The following is an 18,950-nucleotide window of genomic DNA, read 5'->3' as shown; positions in this document are numbered from 1 at the left end:
ATAAGTTTATGTTCTTTATTTAAATTTAGAGACTTGCCGCCTTCTTGATCGCGCGGCCGCCCTGCAGGATGAGCGGCATGTGGGCGCCCTGTCCGGTCAGCAGGTCGAGGTTCTCGAGCGGGTTGCCATCGACCGCGATGATGTCGGCATGGGCGCCGGGCGCGATCACACCGACCTCGCCTTCCATGCGCAGCACCTTGGCCGCGTCCACGGTGGCCGATCGGATCACCGCGTCGGCGGGGATGTAGCGCCCGCGGAGCGGGAACTCGCCCGACTGCTCGGTCTGCATGCCGCCCAGAAGGTCCGAGCCGTAGCCCATGGTCACGCCCGCTTCGTGCAGCTTCACCACGCGCTCGAGCCCCGCCTCGCGCACGTCGGCAACCTTGGCGACCGACTCCGGCGGCAGGCCGAACTCGGCGCCCTTGCGGGCCAGCAGGTCGTAGGTGATGTTGGTCGGGACCACGAAGGCCCCTTCGCGGGCCACGCGCTTGATGGTCTCATCCCCGATCAGATTGCCGTGCTCGATGCAGGTGATGCCGCAGTCCAGCGCCCGCACGATGGCCTCGTCGGCGTAGAGGTGCGCGGAGACATAGGTGCCGAAGCCGTTGGCGACCTCGACGAGGGCGGTGAGCTCGTCGACCGAGTAGACGAGGTACCCAATCGGGTCGGAGGGCGAGGACACGCCGCCGTCCGCCATCACCTTGAGGAACTGCGCGCCGCCCTTCAGCTCTTCGCGCGCCGCGCGCAGCAACTCGGGCTTGCCGTCGCAGATGCGCCCCAGAGTGCCGAGCGCCTGCGCGTACCAGCCGACGTCGCGGTTGTCGTAGGGCCCGCGGTAGTCGGTGTGCCCGCCGGTCTGGCTCAGGGCCTTGCCGCAGATCACCAGGCGCGGCGCGGTGAAGTGACCTTCCTCCACGGCCAGTTGCAGGCCTCGGTCAGCACCGCCGAGGTCCCGCACCGTGGTAAAGCCGCGCATGATCATGTTCTTCATCAGCGTCGCAGCACGCGCGGCCACCAGCGAGGAGGGCAGCGAGGCATTCAGCCCAAGGTTCGCCGTGGAGGCGATGGTGTGAACGTGGCAGTCGATCAGCCCGGGCATCACCGTCAGCCCGTCAAGGTCGAGCTCTTCGTCCGCGGTGAAGGTGACAGAGGCACCAACTTCGCGGATGCGGCCATCCTCGATGGCGATCTGCATCGGGTCGGTCGGCTCGTGCGAGGTGCCGTCGACGATGCGGGCGTTCTTGATCAGCAGGGTGGTCATCTTGGTCGTCCTTTCGGGGGTCAGATCAGCGCCGGTGCGAGGGTTTGGGCGATGAGGGACATGTCCGCCATGTCGTCGCGGCTGTAGGCATCGCGCGCATCGTTCAGCGACAGCACGCCGACGCAGCGCCCGGCCCAGAGCACCGGCGCGCAGGCGCAGGCCTCGCAGCCCTTCGACAGGATCAACTCGGCGTCGGGAAAGGCCCATCGGACGTCGTCGGCCGAGTTGCCTAGCCAGCACTTCCCGCCGTCGAGCACCACCTTGCCCCATTCGGTCAGCCCCATCGGCTTCAGCGCGCCGGTGGGATAGTCAGGCTCGGAGCTGTGCATCCGCATGACGTTGCCGGTGCCGGGCAGGTTCCTCAGCACGGTCAGGAAGCGGAAGCCGAAGCGGGCTCGGCAGGTCTGCTCGACGGCGCGGAAGAGCGTGTGGGGCTGGTTGAGCTGCGCCTGAGCGCGCAGCAGGGGTGCGAGATCGAGCGCGCGGTTTGCGGGAGAGGTCATTGTCTTATCCGTAGAAGAAATTCGGGAGCCAGAGCGCGATGCCCGGGAAGACGGCCAGCAGCGCGACCCCCACCAGCATCAGCACGAAGAAGGGTAGCGCGGCGCGGGCGACGTAGCCGATCGAGCGGCCCGAGATGCCCTGCAGCACGAAGAGGTTGAAGCCGACCGGCGGCGTCACCTGCGCCATCTCGACCATCAGCACGAGGTAGACGCCGAACCAGATCGGATCGAAGCCCGCCTGTAAGGCCAGCGGCAGCGAGATCGGCAGGCTCATCACCACGATCGAGGTGCCGTCGAGGAAAAAGCCGAGCCCGAGGTAGAAGAGCGAGAGCACCACCAGCAGCCCCCAGGGCGGCAGGTTGAGCGACGCGATGCCGTCGGCCACGTCCGCCGGGATGTGCAGATAGCCGATGGCCGTCGACATGAAGGCGGCGGTGATCAGGATCGAACAGACCATGGTCGAGGTGCGCAGCGCTCCCATCAGCGTGTCTCGCAGCAGCGTGAGCGATAGCTGGCGGGTGACGGCGGCGATGGCGATGGCGGCGATCACGCCGACAGCGGCCGCCTCGGAGGGAGTGGCGATGCCGGTGTAGATCGAGCCGAGCACGATGGTCATCAGCACCACCAGCGGCGCCAGGTCCCAGAGTGCGCGCAGGAAGTCCGTCGCGCTGCGGCGCTCGCGTGCGGCCGGCACCAGGCCGGGGTTCATCTTCGCGCGCAGCATGATGTAGCCCGAGTAGAGCGCTGTGATCATCAGCCCCGGCAGCACGCCGGCGGCGAAGAGACGCGAGATCGACTGCTCGGCGAGGATCCCGTAGACGATCATCACGATCGACGGCGGAATCAGCAGCCCGAGGCTGCCCGCGCCTGCCAGAGAGCCCAGCGACAGCCGGTCGTCATAGCCGCGCTGGCCCAGCTCGCGCGTGGTGATCCGGCCCACGGTCGCGGTGGTGGCGGGCGACGAGCCCGAGACCGCCGCAAAGAGCGTGCATCCCAGCACGTTGGTGTGGAGCAGGCGGCCGGGGATATAGTCGACGAAGGGCGAGAGGCCGCGGAACAGCCGGGTCGAGATGTCGGTGCGGAAGATGATCTCTCCCATCCAGATGAACATCGGGATGGCCGAGAGCTCCCAGCTGGTGGAATAGCGATAGATGATCCCCGCCGCGATCGAGCCGATACGCGAGAGATCCATCCCGTGCAGGAAGAAAAGTGACGTGGTGGCGACCAGGGCCAGCGAGATAAAGACCCAGACCCCAAGGCCGAGGAACAGCAGTAGGAAGGCCAGCGTTGCGGCCGCGGTCAGGAGCGTTTCCATGTGTTCTCTCCGAGTTTTGCGGCTTATTCGACCGGGGTCGCCAGGGGCGTGCTGGGGGCCGGCGACGGGTTTCCGGTGATGTGGCGCAGCCCATGCGAGAGCGCGGCAAGCGCAAAGAGCCCGAGCCCGAGCATGAGCGCGCCCTCGGGAATCCAGGTCGGCACCGCGGCGACCGACGAGGACACGGTGCCGCGCGACCAGGCCCGCGCGACGCGGATCCAGAACATCCACGCAAGCCCGGCCGAAAGTGCGCAGGCCACCAGCGCAGCCCCGGCGGTCATCAGCTGCTGCGCGCGCGGCGGCAGGCGATCAAGCACAAGGCCGACGCGGATCAGGTCACCATGTTCGAGCACGTAGCCGAGGGACCAGACCACACAGATACTGATCGCGTAGCCGACGAATTCGTCCAGCACGAAGGTTGAGGTGGCGAAGAAGCTGCGCAGGATGATTTCGTAGGCGATGTGGCCCACCATGTAGACCAGCGCACATGCGGCGATCACGGCAGCCAGTCGCGACAGGGCGAAAACGCCGGAATAGAAGCGGGTCATGCGAAACTCCCGTGAAGGCGGAAAAATGCGCGGACGGCAACCGGGGCCACCCGCGCCAGTCGGGGAGAAATCAACGGCTCTTATAGGCGTCCATAATGCTCTGCGCGCGCTCGCCGGTGTCTGCGATCCATTGGTTGATGAAGGGCCGCGCCGCGTCGGTCAGCGCCTGCGAGAACTCGGCAGAGATCTCCTCGGTCACCGTCATGCCGTTCTCTCGCATGGTGTCGAAATCCTTGGCAGTGGCTTCCGCCAGCAGGCCCCAGCCAAAGTCCTCGGCCTCTGCGGCCGCTTCCATGACGGCGGTCTGCTGCTCTTCGGTCAGGTCGTCCCAGGCGTCGAGGTTGAGGTGGATCGCCTGCAGCGAGGAGGCGTAGTTCACGTTGGTGAAGTTCGACTGCAGCTCCCACATCTGCACGCCGACGCCGCCGTTGGGCGAGGTCAGCACGGCGTCGATGGCATTTGTCGACAGCTGCGCGGGCACGTCGGCCCAGGAGATCTGGATCGGGAAGGCGCCGGCGTTCTTCATCGTCTCGGTGGAGGCGACGTCATAGGTGCGCACCTTCACACCTTCGAGGTCGGCGATCGAGGTGAAGGCCGTGTTGCCCCAGAGTCCCGAGGACGGCCAGGGCGTCGCGAGCAGCAGCATCTGGTTGTTGTCCTCGAGGACCTTTTTGTACTCGGGCTTCGCCAGTTCGTAGAGGTCATGCACGTCCTCGGTGGTCGGGGCGAGGAAGGGCAGCGACGAGAGCTGGAAAATCGGGTCGATGCCGGTCCAGAACACAAAGGCCGAGGACGCTGCCTGCAGCGCGCCGTCGCCCACCGCATCGAAATGGTCAACGCTCTTGTAGCCGAGCGCCGCACCGTGGTGAACGGTCACCTCGACGTCGCCACCGGTCTTCTCGGCCACGGCCTTGGCAAAGAAATCGGCGGTCTGCCCCTGGAGCGAGCCGGCGGGATATTCGCTCGACAGGTCCCAGGTGGTGGCGATCGCAGGCGCGGCTGCGAGGCCGAGGCCGGCGACGGTGGCAAAAAGCGTCTTGAAGGTCATGTGATCTTCCCTGTTGCGGCCCGTGCGATCGGGCGGTTTCTGCAATCTGCTCGTTGCGCACGCGAATACTTACGAACAGCTTTGTCCGCATCATGCGATCAGCGCTGTTCGTAAATCAAGCTTTGACCTGCTGATATTTTAATAGTGGGGCGAAAATTTCGGCAAGAATCTGAAAAATTTGGATTAATATCCTGTAATAAAACAGAAAATCTTTAGATCATTTTACGGGCAGTCCTGTCCGTAAGATTGCGGATTGCCCGGGCTTAGGCCTTCCGAGCGATCCGCTTCCACAGATCGATCAGCTTGTTCGCCGTCTGCGGATCAGAATCGAAGCTCTGGTGCATGGCGATTCCGCGCAGCACCGAGAGGTGCAACTGCACTTTCAGATCGGCTTCGGCGTCGTCGACGTCGCCGCCGATCAGGCGCACGGTGATGCGGTCACGCTTTCGGATCCATGACACCAGAATATCGCGCAGCGCGTGGCCCAGCTCGTTGTCCTGGCGCGCGGCGAGCATGAGCTCCATCGCCGCGATGTAGCGGCCCTCGGCGAAGATGTTGTTCCAAAGCGCGTCAATCAACTCATCGACCGAAAGCTGCTCCTTGTCGGGGTCGAGCCCAAAAGGGTAGCCCTCCCGCCATTCGCCAACCAGTTTCTCGAATGCGGCGACCAGCATGTCGTTGCGGGTCGGGAACTGGTGGGTGAGCGCGCCGCGCGACACCTGCGCCTTCTGCGCGATCAGCGTCGTCGAGATCTGCTCGTAGCCGACTTCCACGAGGGCCTGAAGCGTCGCCTCGCAGACCTTGCTGCGGGTTTCCTGTGATCGCTCCGCCTGCGTGCGCCGCGGGCGTGCGGCAGAGGGCGATTTGGCCTCATCGCTCATGTTCTGTCCAGTGTTCGTGAAGTTACGAACTGGTCTACCTGTTTTCGAAGGTGTTGCAAACTGAGATGGCCAAATCGCTGCTGTTGTCGAGGGCATTGCAGGTTTCGTTCAGGACACATCTATTGATGTGATCCCCGAAAACGCCCCCGTTCCAGCTTAGAGTTCTCCGGACGGAACCCTTGGCCGGGAGAGGAGCGGAAACGCATGAAGGCATCGGAGTCTACGGACGCGCAGAAGGCGTTCATCATCCACCCCCTGTGAACTCACGCCGAAGCGCAAAGTCTGATTTCCTATTTTATGTCAGTCGGTTTCGGATATCCACGAGCTTGGCCTCGAAGACTTAGGCAGGCGTTCGGTAGCCCAGGCATTTGCGGGGCGTCGCGTTGAGGCGCTGGCAAATCGACCTCAAATATCGATTTGTGAGCGCCGTCGGTTCGGTCGAGCGGGGCAGGAACTTGCGCAGACGGTTGTTGGTGTTCTCGACTGTGCCTTTCTGCCAAGGCGCCTGCGGGTCGCAGAACCAGCTGTCCGCGCCGATCCCATCCTTGAGCCGTTGCCATGCCGAGAACTCGGTTCCGCGGTCGAAGGTGATGGATTGCCTCGCATCCGCGGGCAGGGCGGAGAGCCCCTGGATGAGGGATTCCATGATCGGCTTTGATCGTCGGTCCTCGTTGCGCAGCACGACGGCGTAGCGGCTGACACGCTCCACCAGGGAGGTCACGTTGATCTTGCCGTGCTCCTTGCGGAACATCACCAAGTCGCACTCCCATGTGTGGATACCTCGGTCGGTGCAAGCATTCTTTTGAACGGGTCGAACATGTGATCGGGTACGGTCATGTGTCAGGCCTCGATGTGCGGCTTTGACAATGCCGCGGGCCGGTATGGCGATGCGAAGGTTGGGTGCATATCAATGCGCCCGAGTTGCAAGCTCTCTGGGAGTGCCTGGTTTCCACAACCTCGATCTGGTCGATCGTTTGTCCTTACTGTTCACTGTCCGTCTCACACCTGCCAACCCTCACCGTGTCACGCGGCAAGGACGGGGTCTCGATAGTCCTCCTGTTTCGTCATCATCGCCCAGATCGCGCGGGCGGTTTTGTTTGCCAGGGCGATGGCGACCAGCATCCGGGGCTTGCGCCCCAGCATCTGCTCCAACCAGGACCCTTTGGGAGGGCCGTTCTTGACCGCCCATCTGACCCGCGTCATCGCGCCGATGATCAACAGTCTGCGAATGTCCCGTTGTCCCATCTTTGAAGTGCGCCCCAGAATCTGCCGGCCACCTGTCGATTTCTGAACAGGGACGAGACCCAGCCAGGCCGCAAAATCACGCCCCCTTCGGAACCCTTCCATCGGCGGGGCGAAGGCTTGAATTGCCATGGCGCTGACGGGGCCGACACCCGGGGCTGTCTGCAGGCGGATCGTCTCAGGATCGTTCTTGGCTTCTTCTTTGAGGCGCTTCTCTATTCTTATGATCCTGACGTCGAGACTGCCAATCTGCTCGAGGTGCAGGCGACAAAGCTCGGTGACGCCGGATGGGAGCATGCTCTCTGGAGCATCGAGCTGCGCCTCGAGTTTCCTGACGAATGTCCGTCCGGGAGGCGCGATGAAGCCATATTCCATAAGGTGCCCGCGCAGCGCGTTGATGAGGGCGTTGCGTTGTCGAACGAGGAGATCGCGCGTCTTGAAGACCATGGATCTGGCCTGCTGCTCGGCGGATTTCACGGGCACAAACCGCATGGTCGGACGCACCACGGCCTCCGCGATGGCCTCGGCGTCATTCGCATCGTTTTTCTGCCGCTTCACGAAGGGCTTCACGTAGATCGGTGGGATGAGCCGTACCTCATGGCCGAGTTTCATGAACTCCCGCTCCCAATAGTGCGACGACGCGCAAGCCTCCATGGCGACAAGGCAGGGCGGGTGCTCGGCCACGAACCGGGTGAACTGCGCCCGCGAGAGCTTCTTGCGGAACACGGGCCGTCCTGACGCATCCGCGCCGTGGAGTTGAAAAACCGACTTTGCCAAGTCGATGCCGATGACTGTAACCTCTTCCACGGATACCTCCTCCATGCTGGTGCGTTTCAACCTCACCATCCTGGCACATTGCGATCCCGTTGCGGGGTGAGGTATCCACACCATCAGTGCCCAAACTCAACGCGCTCGGCGACGCAATCCGGCCTGTTTGAAAGGCTTTGCGCGTCCGAGATGTGGCTGCGCTGGTACCGGCGGTATCCGCGAGGTCTGCGGCGTCTGCGATGCTCGGGAAGGTGCCGGTAGAACTGCTCGGCGCGACCGTCCTTCGAGTAGGCGTAGCGATAGATCGTCTCGTGGCTCACACGGACCCCATGCTGCTCAAGACGCATCCGGCCGGCGATCTGCTCCGGCGACCAGCCAGTCTTGAGCCCATGCAGGGCGGCAGCTTTGAGCTGCGGGTGCTGAATCATCTTGCGGTGAAGGGCGCGGCGCCTCTCGCTCATGGTCTGGGCATTCAGCGCGTAGTATCCCGCGAGCTCGGGCAGGTCGCCGCCATCGAAGTGATTGCGCTTCAGATCGCGGTAGATGGTCGAGGGGGCGCGGCTCAGGCGATCCGCGATCTCGGGGATCGACATTTTGGCCTCGCGCCACTTGGCAATCTTGATCCGCTCCTCGAAACTCAGCTGAAGGTAACAACGACCCATTCCACATCCTCCATGCAAACTTCTGTTTTGATACAGAATTTGCACTTCGTTTGTGAATCCACCCCGCTTACAGGCGTCGCGCGTGTAATCAGGCTTATGTAAAAACTGTGCGTGACCGGATGCGGCGCGCCGTCCGGATTTGTCCGCAGTGCAAGGCGTGAGCTGAGCCTGGGGGGGCTCACGGCACCGTCGATCCGCGCACGATCAGTGAGGGCGGCGGGCTGGCCAGATGGGTGGCTCCGCGGTGGGCCAATCATACCAACCTTGGCGCAAAGATATGTCCCGAGCATCTCCCTGGGGTGTGGGTCGACATGCTGCGCGTGATCGGGCCGAGCTGTGGCACAAAGCTGAGCGATGATCTCGACGCATTGGAATTCAGGTGGAGCGAGACTTCCGAAGCGCCGGAGCTGGTGATGCCAATGCCAAAGCCGATGGCTGATCCTAAGCAGATCGGCAATACCTCAGCGCCGGCCGGCGAGGTCGAGAGCCTCGCCCGACATGGCGCTCTGCAAACACGCCGAAAGGTGCGAAACTTAGGCAGCGCCCCGATCGCTATCGGAGCGCTGTCTTCTTTTGCGGGAACGGTGCGCCGCTGGTCATAAGGTCACCCCAAGCGCAACAACCAGTGACTCCTTCGTCCGGTTGCCGTTGAACCCATCGTAGCGGCCGTAGCTCACATAGATCATCGCCGAACGCGAGAGCGAGATCGACGCCCCGGCGAAGCTGTTGAAGTAGGCCGTCTCATCGACGTAATCTTCATAGGAATTGACGAATTCGACGTCGACCCCGAGACCCGCATAGGGGTGGATCTTTCCCTTCCCATCGTGATGCAGCGCCGCCTTGGCATAGACCGACCCATATTCGTCCGAGCTTTCGCCGCGCGGACCCTTGACCGTTGCACCCAGCGAGTTGGTGGTCTCGTCGAACCAGGTCTTCTGCCAGGCCGCGCCGATGTTGGGGCGCAGGATCCAGCTTTCGGGCAGTGCCGCGATGTCGGCCCTGGTGAAGGTGCCCACCGCGTCGGCCTGCAGATAGAGTCGCTGCGCGTCCTGCTCGGACTCCATCGTGGCGAAGGGCAGCGGGATGCTTGTCTCGGCGGTCTCGTTGAACCAGCCGGCGCGCAGGGCGACGCCCCAGTTGTCGTTCACCACCTTCAGAACGTCCGCCCGCAGCGCCCAGAACTCGATGTCGCTGCTGCCGTCGTTGTGGCGTATCTCGACCTCGTTGCGGTTCACCTCCACCCCGAGCCCCAGCATCAGGTCGGCGTTCGGGGCATAGAAATACTGCGCGCCAAAGCCATGCGCCTCGCTGTCGCTCTCGAAGCCGGTGCCGGCGTTCTCGGTGCGCCAGGCGTCCGACCGGCGATTGTCGGAGGAAAAGCGCAGGTAGGAGGCGCTGTCACTCGGGCCCTTGTTCAGCTGGATGATGGCGCTGAGCGGGGTGAGCAGCTCGCTCACGCCGTCGGGATAGCCATCCGCCGGGTTGCCGGGAACGTCCGCCAGCGCCGACATGCCGCGGCCGAAGGCGACGCGGGACTGCACCGCGCCGTAGCGCTCGTTCGAGGACATGAACCCCAGAAGCCCGGTCCGGCCCATGTTCGCGAGCACCCGGATCGACAGGGGCGGCGGGCCGCCGGCTCCCAGGGTTTGCGGTGCTTCCGCCTTGGCTGCCGAGCCCGTTCACAGGGTTACCGCGCCCAGAGCGCAGGTCGCTATGAGTTTGAGCATCTTGCTCCTCCACTGATGTCAATTGATACGGGGGGTCCCTCCGGCCCCTTTTCTGGTCACAGGGCGCGCTGGCGCGCCGCCGTCATTCGGGCAAAACCCGGGCCCGCGCGCCCCGCTGGCGTGCAGCCAGGCGCGTTCCCGCGGACGTGCCGCGGGACAGCCGGACCGAGCGCCGCCGCGCCGTCAGGCGCCGCGACCGCGGTTCTCTTGCGATGTCATCTGTCCTCCTCCGCGCACCGTCGCGCCGCAGCACGAAGGGGTCCCCGACCCAGCCCGGCTCCTGCGCCGGGACGACGTCGACGTGCCCCGACAGGACATAGCCCGGCAGCGAGGGATCGCCGATCGTGGCAAAGAGGTTCTCGCGGTCGCCCTCGGGTCCGACCAGGCGGGTGACCCGCGCGCCGTGCTCTGAAAGGTAGTGGGCGACGTACTCCATCAGCGCCCTGTTCGAGGTGCCGACAACGCTGGGAAAGGCGACGAGCCTTTCGAGGATCTCCACCGCCCGCATCAGGAGGCGATCACGAAAATCTTGCGCACCGTCTCGAGCGTGTTCCAGGTGCCGGTGAAGCCGGGTTTCAGCACGAAGCTGTCGCCGGGGCCGAAAACGTGGCTCTCGCCGCCGTCCTCGGCAATCTCGCAGCGCCCCGACAGGATGTGGCAGAACTCGAGGGTCTCACCCTTGATCGAGATCGTCTTGCCCTCGGTGGCCTCCCAGACGCCGGTGCGGATCTTGCCCCAGTTGGCGGCTTTGGCCAGCGCGGTGTCGATTTCCCATGTCTTGAAGGCGGGCGCACCCTCGATCAGGCGGTCGGGCGCGGCGGTGCCTTCCTTGGCGGCAAAAGTTGGAGCGGTTTCAACGGGTACGAGCAGGGCCATGGGAGTCTCCGGTGTTGGTCTCAAGGGCATTCACCACAAAATGCCCCGCCACGCCACGCGCCGGTCACCGAAAGCGCGCGCGGCGCGGCAGACCGTGCCGCGACCCGCGCGACAAACGCAATTTCCTGCGCTGAGAGCGCGAAACGCGGCAGGCGCTGTCGCGGCGGGCGGGTCAAGATGCCGGTACCACGCACCCCGGAGACTGACATGACCTTCCGCCCCAAATTCAACACCTTCGACTGTCACGGCACCATGATCTACTTCGACATGGCCGGCGCCGCGCGCGACTTCTACGGCGAGCAGCTTGGAGCCGAAAAGATCGAGGTCTTCATCCGTGACTTCTCGGCCTATCGGCTGGACGAGGTGCTGGGTGCGTGGAAGCCCTATGCCGAGGTCGTGCACAACGCCCTGGAGCGCACCTGCAAGCGCAACGGCGTCGCCTTCGATCCCGAGATCGCGGCGAAGATCTATGACCGCGCATGACCTGGGGATCAAGAATAAGGTCTGGGTCAACCGCGGCCACGAGCCGGCAAACCCCTTCTACGGCTATACCGAGATCAAGGATATCTCGGGGCTGCCCGGCGTCGTCGGCCTGTAATCACCGCTGAAACGAAAGCACTGCGATGCAATATCAGTCCTACTGGCACGCCACCTCGACCCCCTTTGCCTCGGCCCAGCCGGGCCCGGTCGAGGGCAAGGTCGACGTGGTCGTCATCGGGGCCGGGTTCACCGGCCTCAACGCCGCGCGCAAGCTGGCCCGCGAGGGGGTGAGCGTCGCGGTGCTCGAAGCCCGCCACGTCGGCTTCGGCGGCTCGGGCCGCAACGGCGGGCACCTCAACAACGGCTTGGCCCATGGCTACCGCGAGGCCAAGGCGCAGCTCGGCGCGGAGCGGGCCAAGGCGCTCTGGCAGGCCTACGACCGCTCGATCGACATGATCGAGGAGGTCATCGCCGAGGAAAGCATTGCCTGTGACTTCCACCGCTCGGGGAAAGTCAAACTCGCCTCGAAGGCCAGCCATATCGCGGGGCTGCGTGCCAATTTCGAGACGATCCACCGCGAGGTGGACGCCGACACGCGGTTCCTCGAAAAGCACGAGCTGGAGGGCGAGATCGGGTCGGACCAGTTCCACGGCGGAATGCTCTACGGCAAGTCGGCGATGATGCACATGGGCCGCTACGTCACCGGACTGGCCGAGGCCGCCCACCGCCACGGCGCGAAGATCTGGGAAGACGCCCCGGTCACCGGGCGCAGACGCGAGGGCAGCGGCTGGCTGATCGAGACAGCCAAGGGCACGATCCGCGCCGAGCGGGTGATCGCCGCGACCAACGCCTATTCGAACAGCGTCGGCACGGCCCCGCTGGGGTTCTTCAAGAAGCGGATCATCTCCGTCGGCTCCTTCATCGTGGCGACCCGCCCGCTCAGCGACGCCGAGATCGCGCAACGCTGCCGGGCAACCGCACCTATGTCACCTCGATGAACATCGGCAACTACTTCCATCTGTCGCCGGACAAGCGGATGATCTTCGGCGGGCGGGCGCGCTTCTCGGCGACCTCGGACCAGAGTTCGGACGCCAAGTCGGGCAAGGTGCTGCGCGCCGCGCTGACGCAAATGTTCCCGCAGATGGGCAAGGTCGAGCTGGACTATTGCTGGGGCGGCATGGTCGGCATGACCAAGGACCGTTTCCCGCGCGCGGGCGAGGCCGACGGCATGATCTACGGCATGGGCTACTCGGGGCACGGCGCGCAGATCTCGACGCTGATGGGGCAGGTCCTTGCCGACATGGCGATGGGCCGGACCGACACCAACCCGCTGCAGGGGCTCGACGGGCCGAAGGTGCCGCTGCATTCCGGCAAGCCGTGGTTCCTGCCGCTGGTAGGCATGTACTTCGGCCTGAAGGACCGGATTTCCTGAATACGCGAAGGGGCCCCAGACCCCCTCTGTCGCCGGTCTGGATGCTCAGCCCAGGGACTGCATCGCCAGACCGTAGGTCATCGGCCCGCTCTGCGCGCGGCGCAGGCGGCCGTAGCGCATGTCGGTGACCGTGTCGCAGACCCCGAGACCAGCGGCCGAGACGAAGGCCTCGAAGCGCTCGCTTTCGATGATCGTGTCGAGGCGCAGGAACTCGCCCTCATGCGCCATTATGAACGCGGCGGCGAGTTGCATGGCGATGCCGTCCTGCTCGGCCACCAGTGGGCCAATGACCCGCCCCTTGCCGAAGTTGCGCATCATCGCATAGCCCTCGACCTCGCCGCCGCGCTCGGCCACGATCACCTCGGAGACACCCAGCACCGCATCGAGGGTCACGGTCCGCCGCGCGCCGAAGGCATGGGCGTCGAGCGCCCGGATCGCCGCCATGTCGCCGGGTTGCATCGGCCGCACCGACACACCCTGCACCGGCTCGGGGGGTCGGATCGCCCGCGCCATACCCTGGTGCTGGTAGACCAGCCGCACCGGCGTGAATCCCGCGCTCTCGTAGAGGCGGTAGCCCTGACGCGTCGCCGAAAGTCGCAGGTCGCGGCCGGCCTGTTCGGTCATCGCCCGGCGCAGCAGCCGCCCGCCGGTGCCCTGCGACTGCAGCCGCGGCGTGGTGACCATCATCCCCAGCATCGTGAAGTCATCGTCGCTCGGAAAGCCCATGACGGAGCTCAATGGCCGCCCGATCTCGTCCAGCGCCAGGTAGCCAGTGCCGAGTGCCAGGACCAGCTCGATGTCCGAGGCCCGATGCGGCCAGAAGACGCTGACCGTCAGCTCGTGCAGCCGGTCGATCATCGAGGCATCCACCGGCTCGATCCTGGCCTTGTAGGTGTCGACCTGCATCCAGTCGCTTTCCACCTTCGGCGCCTCTCGGCGCATGAAGGCGCGGTGGCGGGCAAGAGCCTCCGGCGGCATCAGTTCGGCGCTGCCCGGTGGCAGCGCGAGGTCGGACTGGTCTTGAACGCTCATGCTCACTTCTTTCCGTTGCTGGCCGGCAGCCCGACCGGGGGACTCCCGGACGGATCGCTCATTGTCTTTATCTAATGGATTGCATGAAAAGATCTGCCGTATCGCGCCCTCTGTCCGAAGTTTCTGCCGTTCTCGCTGCGCGGCGGCAACCCCTTGGCCGGCGAACTCGCTGTCCGTGGAACCATCGCCCCGGCGCCGATACGCGGGCCGGTACTGGACCCGCGATAAATCGTGACCTTCGAGCGCTGCAGCACGCGCGCGATCTCCCGGACAGGTTGCTTGATGTTCAGGTGCGCGTGAATTGGTCCCATGGCGCGCTCCATACATTGGATAAATGTATGTTTTCTAATTGAAATAAAGCTTGAGCTTAGCTCGCGGAATCATTGTGCATTAAATCCCAAGAAGCCCTCACGCGGTGGCGCTTTCTGCACGGCGGGGCAAAGCTGCAAGGTCTGGCTCTGAACGCAGGGGGCTGCCCTGCCTGTCGATGACTTGATCGCGGCGGCGCAGGGCATAGGTTCTCCCTATCCGCCCCGGGAGGACACATGACGCAGACGCTGCCGCCGCGCATCGAACCGGCGACCGAGCCGCTGGGAATGCTCGCAAGCCTCCGGGCCGCGCGCAGCAACGTGCTGCGGATCATCCCCGCCATCGCCTACACCCAGCCCATCGTCACCGGCACCACCGGCCACGCGCGCTGGCACATGGTGCAGGGCCCCGAGGGCATGAAGCGGCTGTTTCTCGATAACGTCGAGAATTATCCCAAATCCGAGGTCATGCTGCGGATGCTGCGCCCGGCGGTGGGCGACAGCCTTTTCACCTCCGAGGGCGCGCAGTGGCGCTGGCAGCGCCGCGCCATCGCTCCGGTCTTCGCCGCCCGCAACGTCGAGGCTCTGGCGCCGGTGATGACCGCCACCGCCGAACGTGCCTGCGACCGCCTTGCCGGCCAGAGCAGCGCCGAGATGGTGTCCGAGATGCTGTCGGCCACTTTCGACGTGATCTGCGACGTGGCGCTGTCGGGGCGCGAACACTTCGATGCCGAGGCCTACGGCGAGGCGATCACCCGCTATTTCCTCACCGTCGGCCGCGCCTCGCTGCTGGATTTCCTCGAGGTGCCGCCCTGGGTGCCCCGCCCGGCCGAGCTGTTCGGGCGGGGCGCGGTGAAGACGATGCACGCCATGGTGTCCCGCGCGATCGAGGCGCGGCGGCGTCAGGCGACGGGCGGGGCGGACGATCTGCTCGACCACATGCTCGCGGCGCGGGATCCCGAGAGCGGCCGCACCATGTCGCCCAAGGACCTTCTGCACAACATGCAGTTCTTCATCGTCGCTGGCCATGAAACCACGGCGCTGTCGCTGGCCTGGGCGCTCTACCTGCTGGCCCATGACGAGGCGGCGCAGGCGCGCGCGCGGGACGAAGCGCGGGACGTGTTGCAGGGCGGCCGCTGCGGCCACGCGGAGCTCGAGCGCATGCCCGGCATCACCGCGGTGCTCGACGAGACCATGCGGCTTTATCCCCCGGTGGGTATGCTGGCGCGCACCGTGCGCGCCGCCGACACGCTCTATGAGCGCGAGATCCGCCCGCGCGAGACGATCTTCGTCAACACCTGGGCGCTGCATCGCCATCACGCCTACTGGGAGCGGCCGGATCAGTTCGACCCCACGCGCTTTGCCCAAGGCCAGAAGCGGGACCGCTACCTGCACCTGCCCTTCGGCGCCGGGCCGCGGGTCTGCGTCGGGGCGAATTTCGCAATGATGCAGGCGGGGATCATCCTCGCCACGCTGCTGTCACGCTACCGCTTCGCGCCGAAAGGGCCGCGCCCCGAGCCGATCATGCACATGACCGTGCGCCCCGATCCCGGCGTCACGCTGGAGATCACCCCGCTCTAGGGCGCGGGCCGCGAGGTCCAATTCCGATCTTCCCCCGGCGGCAGCCACGTGCCACAAGGCTGCCATGCGAAATCGGGCTTCTCTTGCGGTGATCCTGTCCCTCGGCGTGCTGCTGGCGCTGTCGAGCGTGGTGTCTGCGGCACGCATGGCGCCGGATCGCGAGACCGTTAAGATCGAGGCTTACGCCCTGCTTTATGGCGGCTCGATTGACGAGCTCTGTGGCGACGAGGCCGGCCACGATCACCACTGCCCGCTCTGCCACGGCTTGCCCGAAGCGCCGTCGAGCGCCCATGATGGCCGACACGTCCTGCTCGAGCCGCATGACGCCTGGCGCCGATGCAACGATCTCCATCGGGCCGCGCAGGCCCGCAACCTCCGTCATTCCCCAAGGGCGCCGCCGGTCTGCGTCTGACGGCCCCGTGCCGGCTTTCGCGACACCCAGACCCCGGCGGCTGCGCCGCCCGGGGCCACCCTCTCCTGCCCGGCACGAGGCCGGGACAATCGGACTTTTCTCATGACGGTAACGACCTCGCGCGCCGCCTCGGCCGCGCTCTACCGCGCCGTATGGCGCTGGCATTTCATCGCCGGTCTTGTGATCCTGCCTATCGTGCTGATCCTGGCCATCACCGGCGGCATCTACCTCTTCAAGGACGAGATCAACGACGCGGCCTATTCCCGGCTGCGCTTCGTCGAGCCTGCCGCCGCGCAGCGCGCGCCCTCGGCCCTCGCCGCCGCCGCGCTCGAGGCGCATCAGGGCGAGCTCAAGGCCTACACCCCGCCCGCCTCCGCGACCCGCAGCGCCGAGATCGACATTCTCGGCCCGGACGGGCTGAAGGATACGGTCTACGTGAATCCCTACACCGGTGAGGTGCTGGGCACGCTCTGGGACGGTGGCGCCGCGGGCAGCCCGGCGATGTACGTGGTGCGCAAACTGCACTCGCTGGAGTACGTCGGCTGGCTCGGCAACCGGCTCATCGAGATGGCCGCAGGCTGGATGGTGCTGCTGGTCGCCAGCGGCATCTACCTGTGGTGGCCGCGCGGGCGGGGGCTCGGGACAACATCCCTCAAGGCCAGGCGCGGGCGTCCCTGGTGGCGCGACCTGCACGCGGTCACCGGCCTCTACACAGGGGTCTTCATCGTGTTCCTCGCGCTGACCGGTCTGCCCTGGTCGGCGATCTGGGGCGGCAAGTTCTACGAATACGCCAATGCCCTCGAGCTCGGGATGCCCGAGGGCTACTGGTCCGGCCTGCCGAGCTCGACCGTGCCGCTTTCCGAGGCCACCGATCGCGCGCCCTGGATCATCGAGAAGCAGCCGGTGCCGCTGTCGTCGGCGGCAGAGGGTGTCCCCCAGACGCTCGACCAGGTGGTCGCGACGGTGGAGGGCCTTGGCATCGTGCCGGGCTATTCCGTGTCGATGCCGAGGGGGCCGGCGGGCGTGTTCACCGCTTCGGTCTATCCCGATGACATCACCTATGAGCGGGTGATCCACCTCGACCAATACAGCGGCGCGGTGCTCTACGACGCGGATCTTGCCGACCTCGGCACGCTCGGCCGCTGGGCCGAATGGGGCATTTCCGTCCACATGGGGCAGGAATGGGGGCTGGTGAACCAGATCGTGCTGCTTCTGGCCTGCCTCGCCATGGTCGGGCTCTGCGTGTCGGGCGCCGCCATGTGGTGGAAACGCCGCCCCTCGGGCGCGCTCGGCGTGCCGCAGGTGCCAAGCGACTGGCGCATTCCCCGCACGCTGCTGCTGATGGCCGTGGCGGCGGGCGTGTTCTTCCCGCTGGTCGGCCTGTCGATGCTGGGGCTGGCGGCAGTGGAAGTCGCGCTGCACCTTGCGCGGCGGCGGAAGGCGCTGGCGTGAGTCAGGCAGGGGCGCGGCCAGCCGCCCGGATGGCACGGAAGGGATTGCAACCGGACCGCCGCGCGTCGTACCCCGGGCCGACATCGGATCGCAAAGGAACGCGCGGGTGCTGCAGCTCAGGAATGTCTCGGTGACGCTTGGCGGGGTGGAGGCCCTGCGGCAGGTCTCGCTGAGCGCGGCGGAGCGGCGCATCGGCATCGTCGGCCGCAACGGCTCGGGCAAGACAACGCTTGCGCGGGTGATCGCCGGGCTGCAGGTGCCCGACGCGGGCAGCGCCGAGATCGACGGCCGCGACATGGCGCGCGACCGCGAGGCGGCGCTGCGCTCGGTCGGCATCCTGTTCCAGAACCCCGACCACCAGATCATCTTCCCCACCGTCGAGGAGGAGATCGCCTTCGGCCTCGTGCAGCTCGGCCGAAGCCGCGCCGAGGCGGCGGTCGAGGTGCAGACGATCCTCGCCCATTTCGGCAAGAGCCACTGGGCCTCGGCGCCGACCCACGGGCTGTCGCAGGGGCAGAAGCAACTGGTGTGCCTGATGGCTGTGCTGGCGATGCGCCCGGCGCTGATCGTGCTCGACGAGCCCTATTCCGGGCTCGACATCCCCACCCGCATGCAGCTCATGCGCTACGTCCACGAGGTCGCGGCGCGGATCCTGCACATCACCCACGACCCCGAGAGCGTGCGCCATTACGACCGGGTGATCTGGATCGACGAGGGCGCGTTGCGCGCCGACGGCCCGCCGGCCGAGGTGCTGGGCCAGTTCGAGGCGCAGATGCGCCTTTGGGGAGGGCGCGATGATCTCTCTAACCTCGCCGGTTGAGACCTGGGCCCACCGGGTACCGGCGGGCGTCAAGCTCGCGGCACTGTCTTTGGCGACGGTCGGACTTTTTGCAGTGCAGGATCCGCGGCCGCTCGCGCTCGCGCTCGCGGGGGTGGTGGCTCTGGTGCTGTCCGGCGGGCTGACGTTCGCGGCCGAGGCCGCGCGCAGCCTGCGCATCCTGCTGCCCTTTCTCGGGCTGATCGCGGCCTGGCACCTGGTCACCGGGCAATTGGCCGAGGGCCTCGCCGTCGCGCTGCGCCTGCTGGCGGCGCTGACGCTGGCGAATTTTGTCACCATGACCACGCGGCTCACCGACATGGTCGCGGTCGCGACCTGGCTGCTGGCCCCCTTCCGCCGCTTTGGTCTGTCGACCCGTGCACTGGAGCTTTCGGTGGCGCTGGTGGTCCGCTTCACCCCCTCGATCGCCCGCAAGGGCGGGCAACTCACCGAGGCCTGGCGCGCCCGTTCGGCCCGCCGCGCCGGATGGCAGGTCGTGATGCCCCTTGCGGCGCTGGCCATTGATGATGCAGAACATGTCGCCGAGGCGCTGCGCGCCCGGGGCGGTCTCGAGCCGCCAGACACGACCGGATAGGAGGATCCGC

Annotated in this window: 16 protein-coding genes and 5 pseudogenes; 8 read left to right on the top strand and 13 right to left on the bottom strand. The window is 65.9% G+C overall.

Going from position 1 to position 18,950, the window contains the following annotated elements; translation table 11 throughout:
- Window positions 1-25: 25 nt before the first annotated feature.
- From CEW88_RS24110 to CEW88_RS24070, 9 genes and pseudogenes are all read right to left on the bottom strand, one after another.
- Window positions 26-1,261, bottom strand: coding sequence for a metal-dependent hydrolase family protein (locus CEW88_RS24110; protein ID WP_108970935.1), 1,236 nt, complete (start codon window positions 1,259-1,261; stop codon window positions 26-28).
- Window positions 1,262-1,281: 20 nt separating this feature from the next.
- The gene (locus tag CEW88_RS24105) at window positions 1,282-1,764 is read right to left on the bottom strand and encodes a GAF domain-containing protein (protein WP_108970934.1); all 483 of its coding nucleotides are present in this window, start codon (window positions 1,762-1,764) and stop codon (window positions 1,282-1,284) included.
- Between the two features lie 4 nt (window positions 1,765-1,768).
- Window positions 1,769-3,079, bottom strand: a complete 1,311-nt coding sequence (locus CEW88_RS24100; RefSeq protein WP_108970933.1) for a TRAP transporter large permease — start codon at window positions 3,077-3,079, stop codon at window positions 1,769-1,771.
- Window positions 3,080-3,102: 23 nt separating this feature from the next.
- Window positions 3,103-3,627 (bottom strand): TRAP transporter small permease subunit, encoded by a 525-nt coding sequence (locus CEW88_RS24095; protein ID WP_108970932.1) that lies wholly within the window; start codon window positions 3,625-3,627, stop codon window positions 3,103-3,105.
- A gap of 70 nt (window positions 3,628-3,697) precedes the next feature.
- Window positions 3,698-4,675, bottom strand: a complete 978-nt coding sequence (locus CEW88_RS24090; protein WP_108970931.1) for a TRAP transporter substrate-binding protein — start codon at window positions 4,673-4,675, stop codon at window positions 3,698-3,700.
- Between the two features lie 263 nt (window positions 4,676-4,938).
- Window positions 4,939-5,556: a TetR/AcrR family transcriptional regulator gene (locus CEW88_RS24085; RefSeq protein WP_159099741.1), complete on the bottom strand. Its 618-nt coding sequence runs from the start codon at window positions 5,554-5,556 to the stop codon at window positions 4,939-4,941.
- Window positions 5,557-5,896: 340 nt separating this feature from the next.
- Window positions 5,897-6,448, bottom strand: a pseudogene (locus CEW88_RS24080) (IS30 family transposase); the annotation flags it as partial.
- Between the two features lie 131 nt (window positions 6,449-6,579).
- Window positions 6,580-7,605 carry an IS110 family transposase gene (locus tag CEW88_RS24075; RefSeq protein WP_108970985.1) on the bottom strand — a complete coding sequence of 342 codons (1,026 nt, stop codon included), beginning with the start codon at window positions 7,603-7,605 and terminating at the stop codon, window positions 6,580-6,582.
- 86 nt (window positions 7,606-7,691) lie between these two features.
- Window positions 7,692-8,228, bottom strand: a pseudogene (locus CEW88_RS24070) (IS30 family transposase); the annotation flags it as partial.
- Window positions 8,229-8,539: 311 nt separating this feature from the next.
- Between CEW88_RS24070 and CEW88_RS24690 the strand changes: the two are divergent.
- A complete protein-coding gene (locus CEW88_RS24690) occupies window positions 8,540-8,830 on the top strand; it encodes a hypothetical protein (protein WP_159099740.1) in 291 nt (96 codons plus the stop codon).
- Here the strand turns inward: CEW88_RS24690 and CEW88_RS24065 are convergent.
- The 3 genes and pseudogenes from CEW88_RS24065 to CEW88_RS24055 all read right to left on the bottom strand — a co-directional run bounded on the left by CEW88_RS24065 (window position 8,825) and on the right by CEW88_RS24055 (window position 10,831).
- Entirely contained in the window at window positions 8,825-9,823 is a 999-nt protein-coding gene (locus CEW88_RS24065) for an autotransporter domain-containing protein (protein WP_108970929.1), read from the bottom strand. The genes CEW88_RS24690 and CEW88_RS24065 overlap by 6 nt on opposite strands.
- 367 nt (window positions 9,824-10,190) lie before the next feature.
- Window positions 10,191-10,463, bottom strand: a pseudogene (locus tag CEW88_RS25075) (acetylornithine deacetylase); the annotation flags it as partial.
- Complete coding sequence (locus tag CEW88_RS24055) at window positions 10,463-10,831, bottom strand: cupin domain-containing protein (RefSeq protein ID WP_108970928.1); 369 nt, start codon at window positions 10,829-10,831, stop codon at window positions 10,463-10,465. The pseudogene CEW88_RS25075 and the gene CEW88_RS24055, both read right to left, overlap by 1 nt.
- A gap of 207 nt (window positions 10,832-11,038) precedes the next feature.
- On the opposite strand from CEW88_RS24055, the pseudogene CEW88_RS24050 reads away from it, so the two are divergent.
- Window positions 11,039-11,429, top strand: a pseudogene (locus CEW88_RS24050) (hypothetical protein).
- Between the two features lie 25 nt (window positions 11,430-11,454).
- Window positions 11,455-12,743: pseudogene (locus CEW88_RS24045) on the top strand (NAD(P)/FAD-dependent oxidoreductase).
- A 45-nt stretch (window positions 12,744-12,788) separates the two neighbouring features.
- Here the strand turns inward: CEW88_RS24045 and CEW88_RS24040 are convergent.
- Window positions 12,789-13,775: a GNAT family N-acetyltransferase gene (locus tag CEW88_RS24040; RefSeq protein WP_108970927.1), complete on the bottom strand. Its 987-nt coding sequence runs from the start codon at window positions 13,773-13,775 to the stop codon at window positions 12,789-12,791.
- Between the two features lie 545 nt (window positions 13,776-14,320).
- Between CEW88_RS24040 and CEW88_RS24035 the strand changes: the two genes are divergently transcribed.
- The 5 genes from CEW88_RS24035 (at window position 14,321) to CEW88_RS24015 (ending at window position 18,940) form a co-directional block, all read left to right on the top strand.
- Window positions 14,321-15,664 carry a cytochrome P450 gene (locus tag CEW88_RS24035; protein WP_108970926.1) on the top strand — a complete coding sequence of 448 codons (1,344 nt, stop codon included), beginning with the start codon at window positions 14,321-14,323 and terminating at the stop codon, window positions 15,662-15,664.
- 64 nt (window positions 15,665-15,728) lie between these two features.
- On the top strand, window positions 15,729-16,076 hold the full coding sequence (locus tag CEW88_RS24030; RefSeq protein WP_108970925.1) for a hypothetical protein: 348 nt from the start codon (window positions 15,729-15,731) through the stop codon (window positions 16,074-16,076).
- 102 nt (window positions 16,077-16,178) lie between these two features.
- Window positions 16,179-17,528, top strand: coding sequence for a PepSY-associated TM helix domain-containing protein (locus tag CEW88_RS24025; RefSeq protein WP_108970924.1), 1,350 nt, complete (start codon window positions 16,179-16,181; stop codon window positions 17,526-17,528).
- A 106-nt stretch (window positions 17,529-17,634) separates the two neighbouring features.
- Entirely contained in the window at window positions 17,635-18,348 is a 714-nt protein-coding gene (locus CEW88_RS24020) for an energy-coupling factor ABC transporter ATP-binding protein (RefSeq protein WP_108970923.1), read from the top strand.
- On the top strand, window positions 18,323-18,940 hold the full coding sequence (locus CEW88_RS24015) for a CbiQ family ECF transporter T component (protein ID WP_108970922.1): 618 nt from the start codon (window positions 18,323-18,325) through the stop codon (window positions 18,938-18,940). The genes CEW88_RS24020 and CEW88_RS24015 overlap by 26 nt, the downstream gene beginning before the upstream one ends.
- Window positions 18,941-18,950 lie beyond the last annotated feature (10 nt).

The sequence above is a fragment of the Alloyangia pacifica genome (assembly GCF_003111685.1).
In the GTDB taxonomy this organism is placed as follows: Bacteria; Pseudomonadota; Alphaproteobacteria; order Rhodobacterales; family Rhodobacteraceae; genus Salipiger; species Salipiger pacificus_A.
This window is presented reverse-complemented; position numbering and strand designations above follow the sequence as displayed.

Excerpts from the sequence above, each read along its gene's own strand:
- CEW88_RS24110 (WP_108970935.1), bottom strand. The coding sequence starts at position 1,261 with ATGACCACCCTGCTGATCAAGAACGCCCGCATCGTCGACGGCACCTCG.
- CEW88_RS24105 (WP_108970934.1), bottom strand. The coding sequence starts at position 1,764 with ATGACCTCTCCCGCAAACCGCGCGCTCGATCTCGCACCCCTGCTGCGC.
- CEW88_RS24100 (WP_108970933.1), bottom strand. The coding sequence starts at position 3,079 with ATGGAAACGCTCCTGACCGCGGCCGCAACGCTGGCCTTCCTACTGCTG.
- CEW88_RS24095 (WP_108970932.1), bottom strand. The coding sequence starts at position 3,627 with ATGACCCGCTTCTATTCCGGCGTTTTCGCCCTGTCGCGACTGGCTGCC.
- CEW88_RS24090 (WP_108970931.1), bottom strand. The coding sequence starts at position 4,675 with ATGACCTTCAAGACGCTTTTTGCCACCGTCGCCGGCCTCGGCCTCGCA.
- CEW88_RS24085 (WP_159099741.1), bottom strand. The coding sequence starts at position 5,556 with ATGAGCGATGAGGCCAAATCGCCCTCTGCCGCACGCCCGCGGCGCACG.
- CEW88_RS24690 (WP_159099740.1), top strand. The coding sequence starts at position 8,540 with ATGCTGCGCGTGATCGGGCCGAGCTGTGGCACAAAGCTGAGCGATGAT.
- CEW88_RS24065 (WP_108970929.1), bottom strand. The coding sequence starts at position 9,823 with ATGGGCCGGACCGGGCTTCTGGGGTTCATGTCCTCGAACGAGCGCTAC.
- CEW88_RS24055 (WP_108970928.1), bottom strand. The coding sequence starts at position 10,831 with ATGGCCCTGCTCGTACCCGTTGAAACCGCTCCAACTTTTGCCGCCAAG.
- CEW88_RS24040 (WP_108970927.1), bottom strand. The coding sequence starts at position 13,775 with ATGAGCGTTCAAGACCAGTCCGACCTCGCGCTGCCACCGGGCAGCGCC.
- CEW88_RS24035 (WP_108970926.1), top strand. The coding sequence starts at position 14,321 with ATGACGCAGACGCTGCCGCCGCGCATCGAACCGGCGACCGAGCCGCTG.
- CEW88_RS24030 (WP_108970925.1), top strand. The coding sequence starts at position 15,729 with ATGCGAAATCGGGCTTCTCTTGCGGTGATCCTGTCCCTCGGCGTGCTG.
- CEW88_RS24025 (WP_108970924.1), top strand. The coding sequence starts at position 16,179 with ATGACGGTAACGACCTCGCGCGCCGCCTCGGCCGCGCTCTACCGCGCC.
- CEW88_RS24015 (WP_108970922.1), top strand. The coding sequence starts at position 18,323 with ATGATCTCTCTAACCTCGCCGGTTGAGACCTGGGCCCACCGGGTACCG.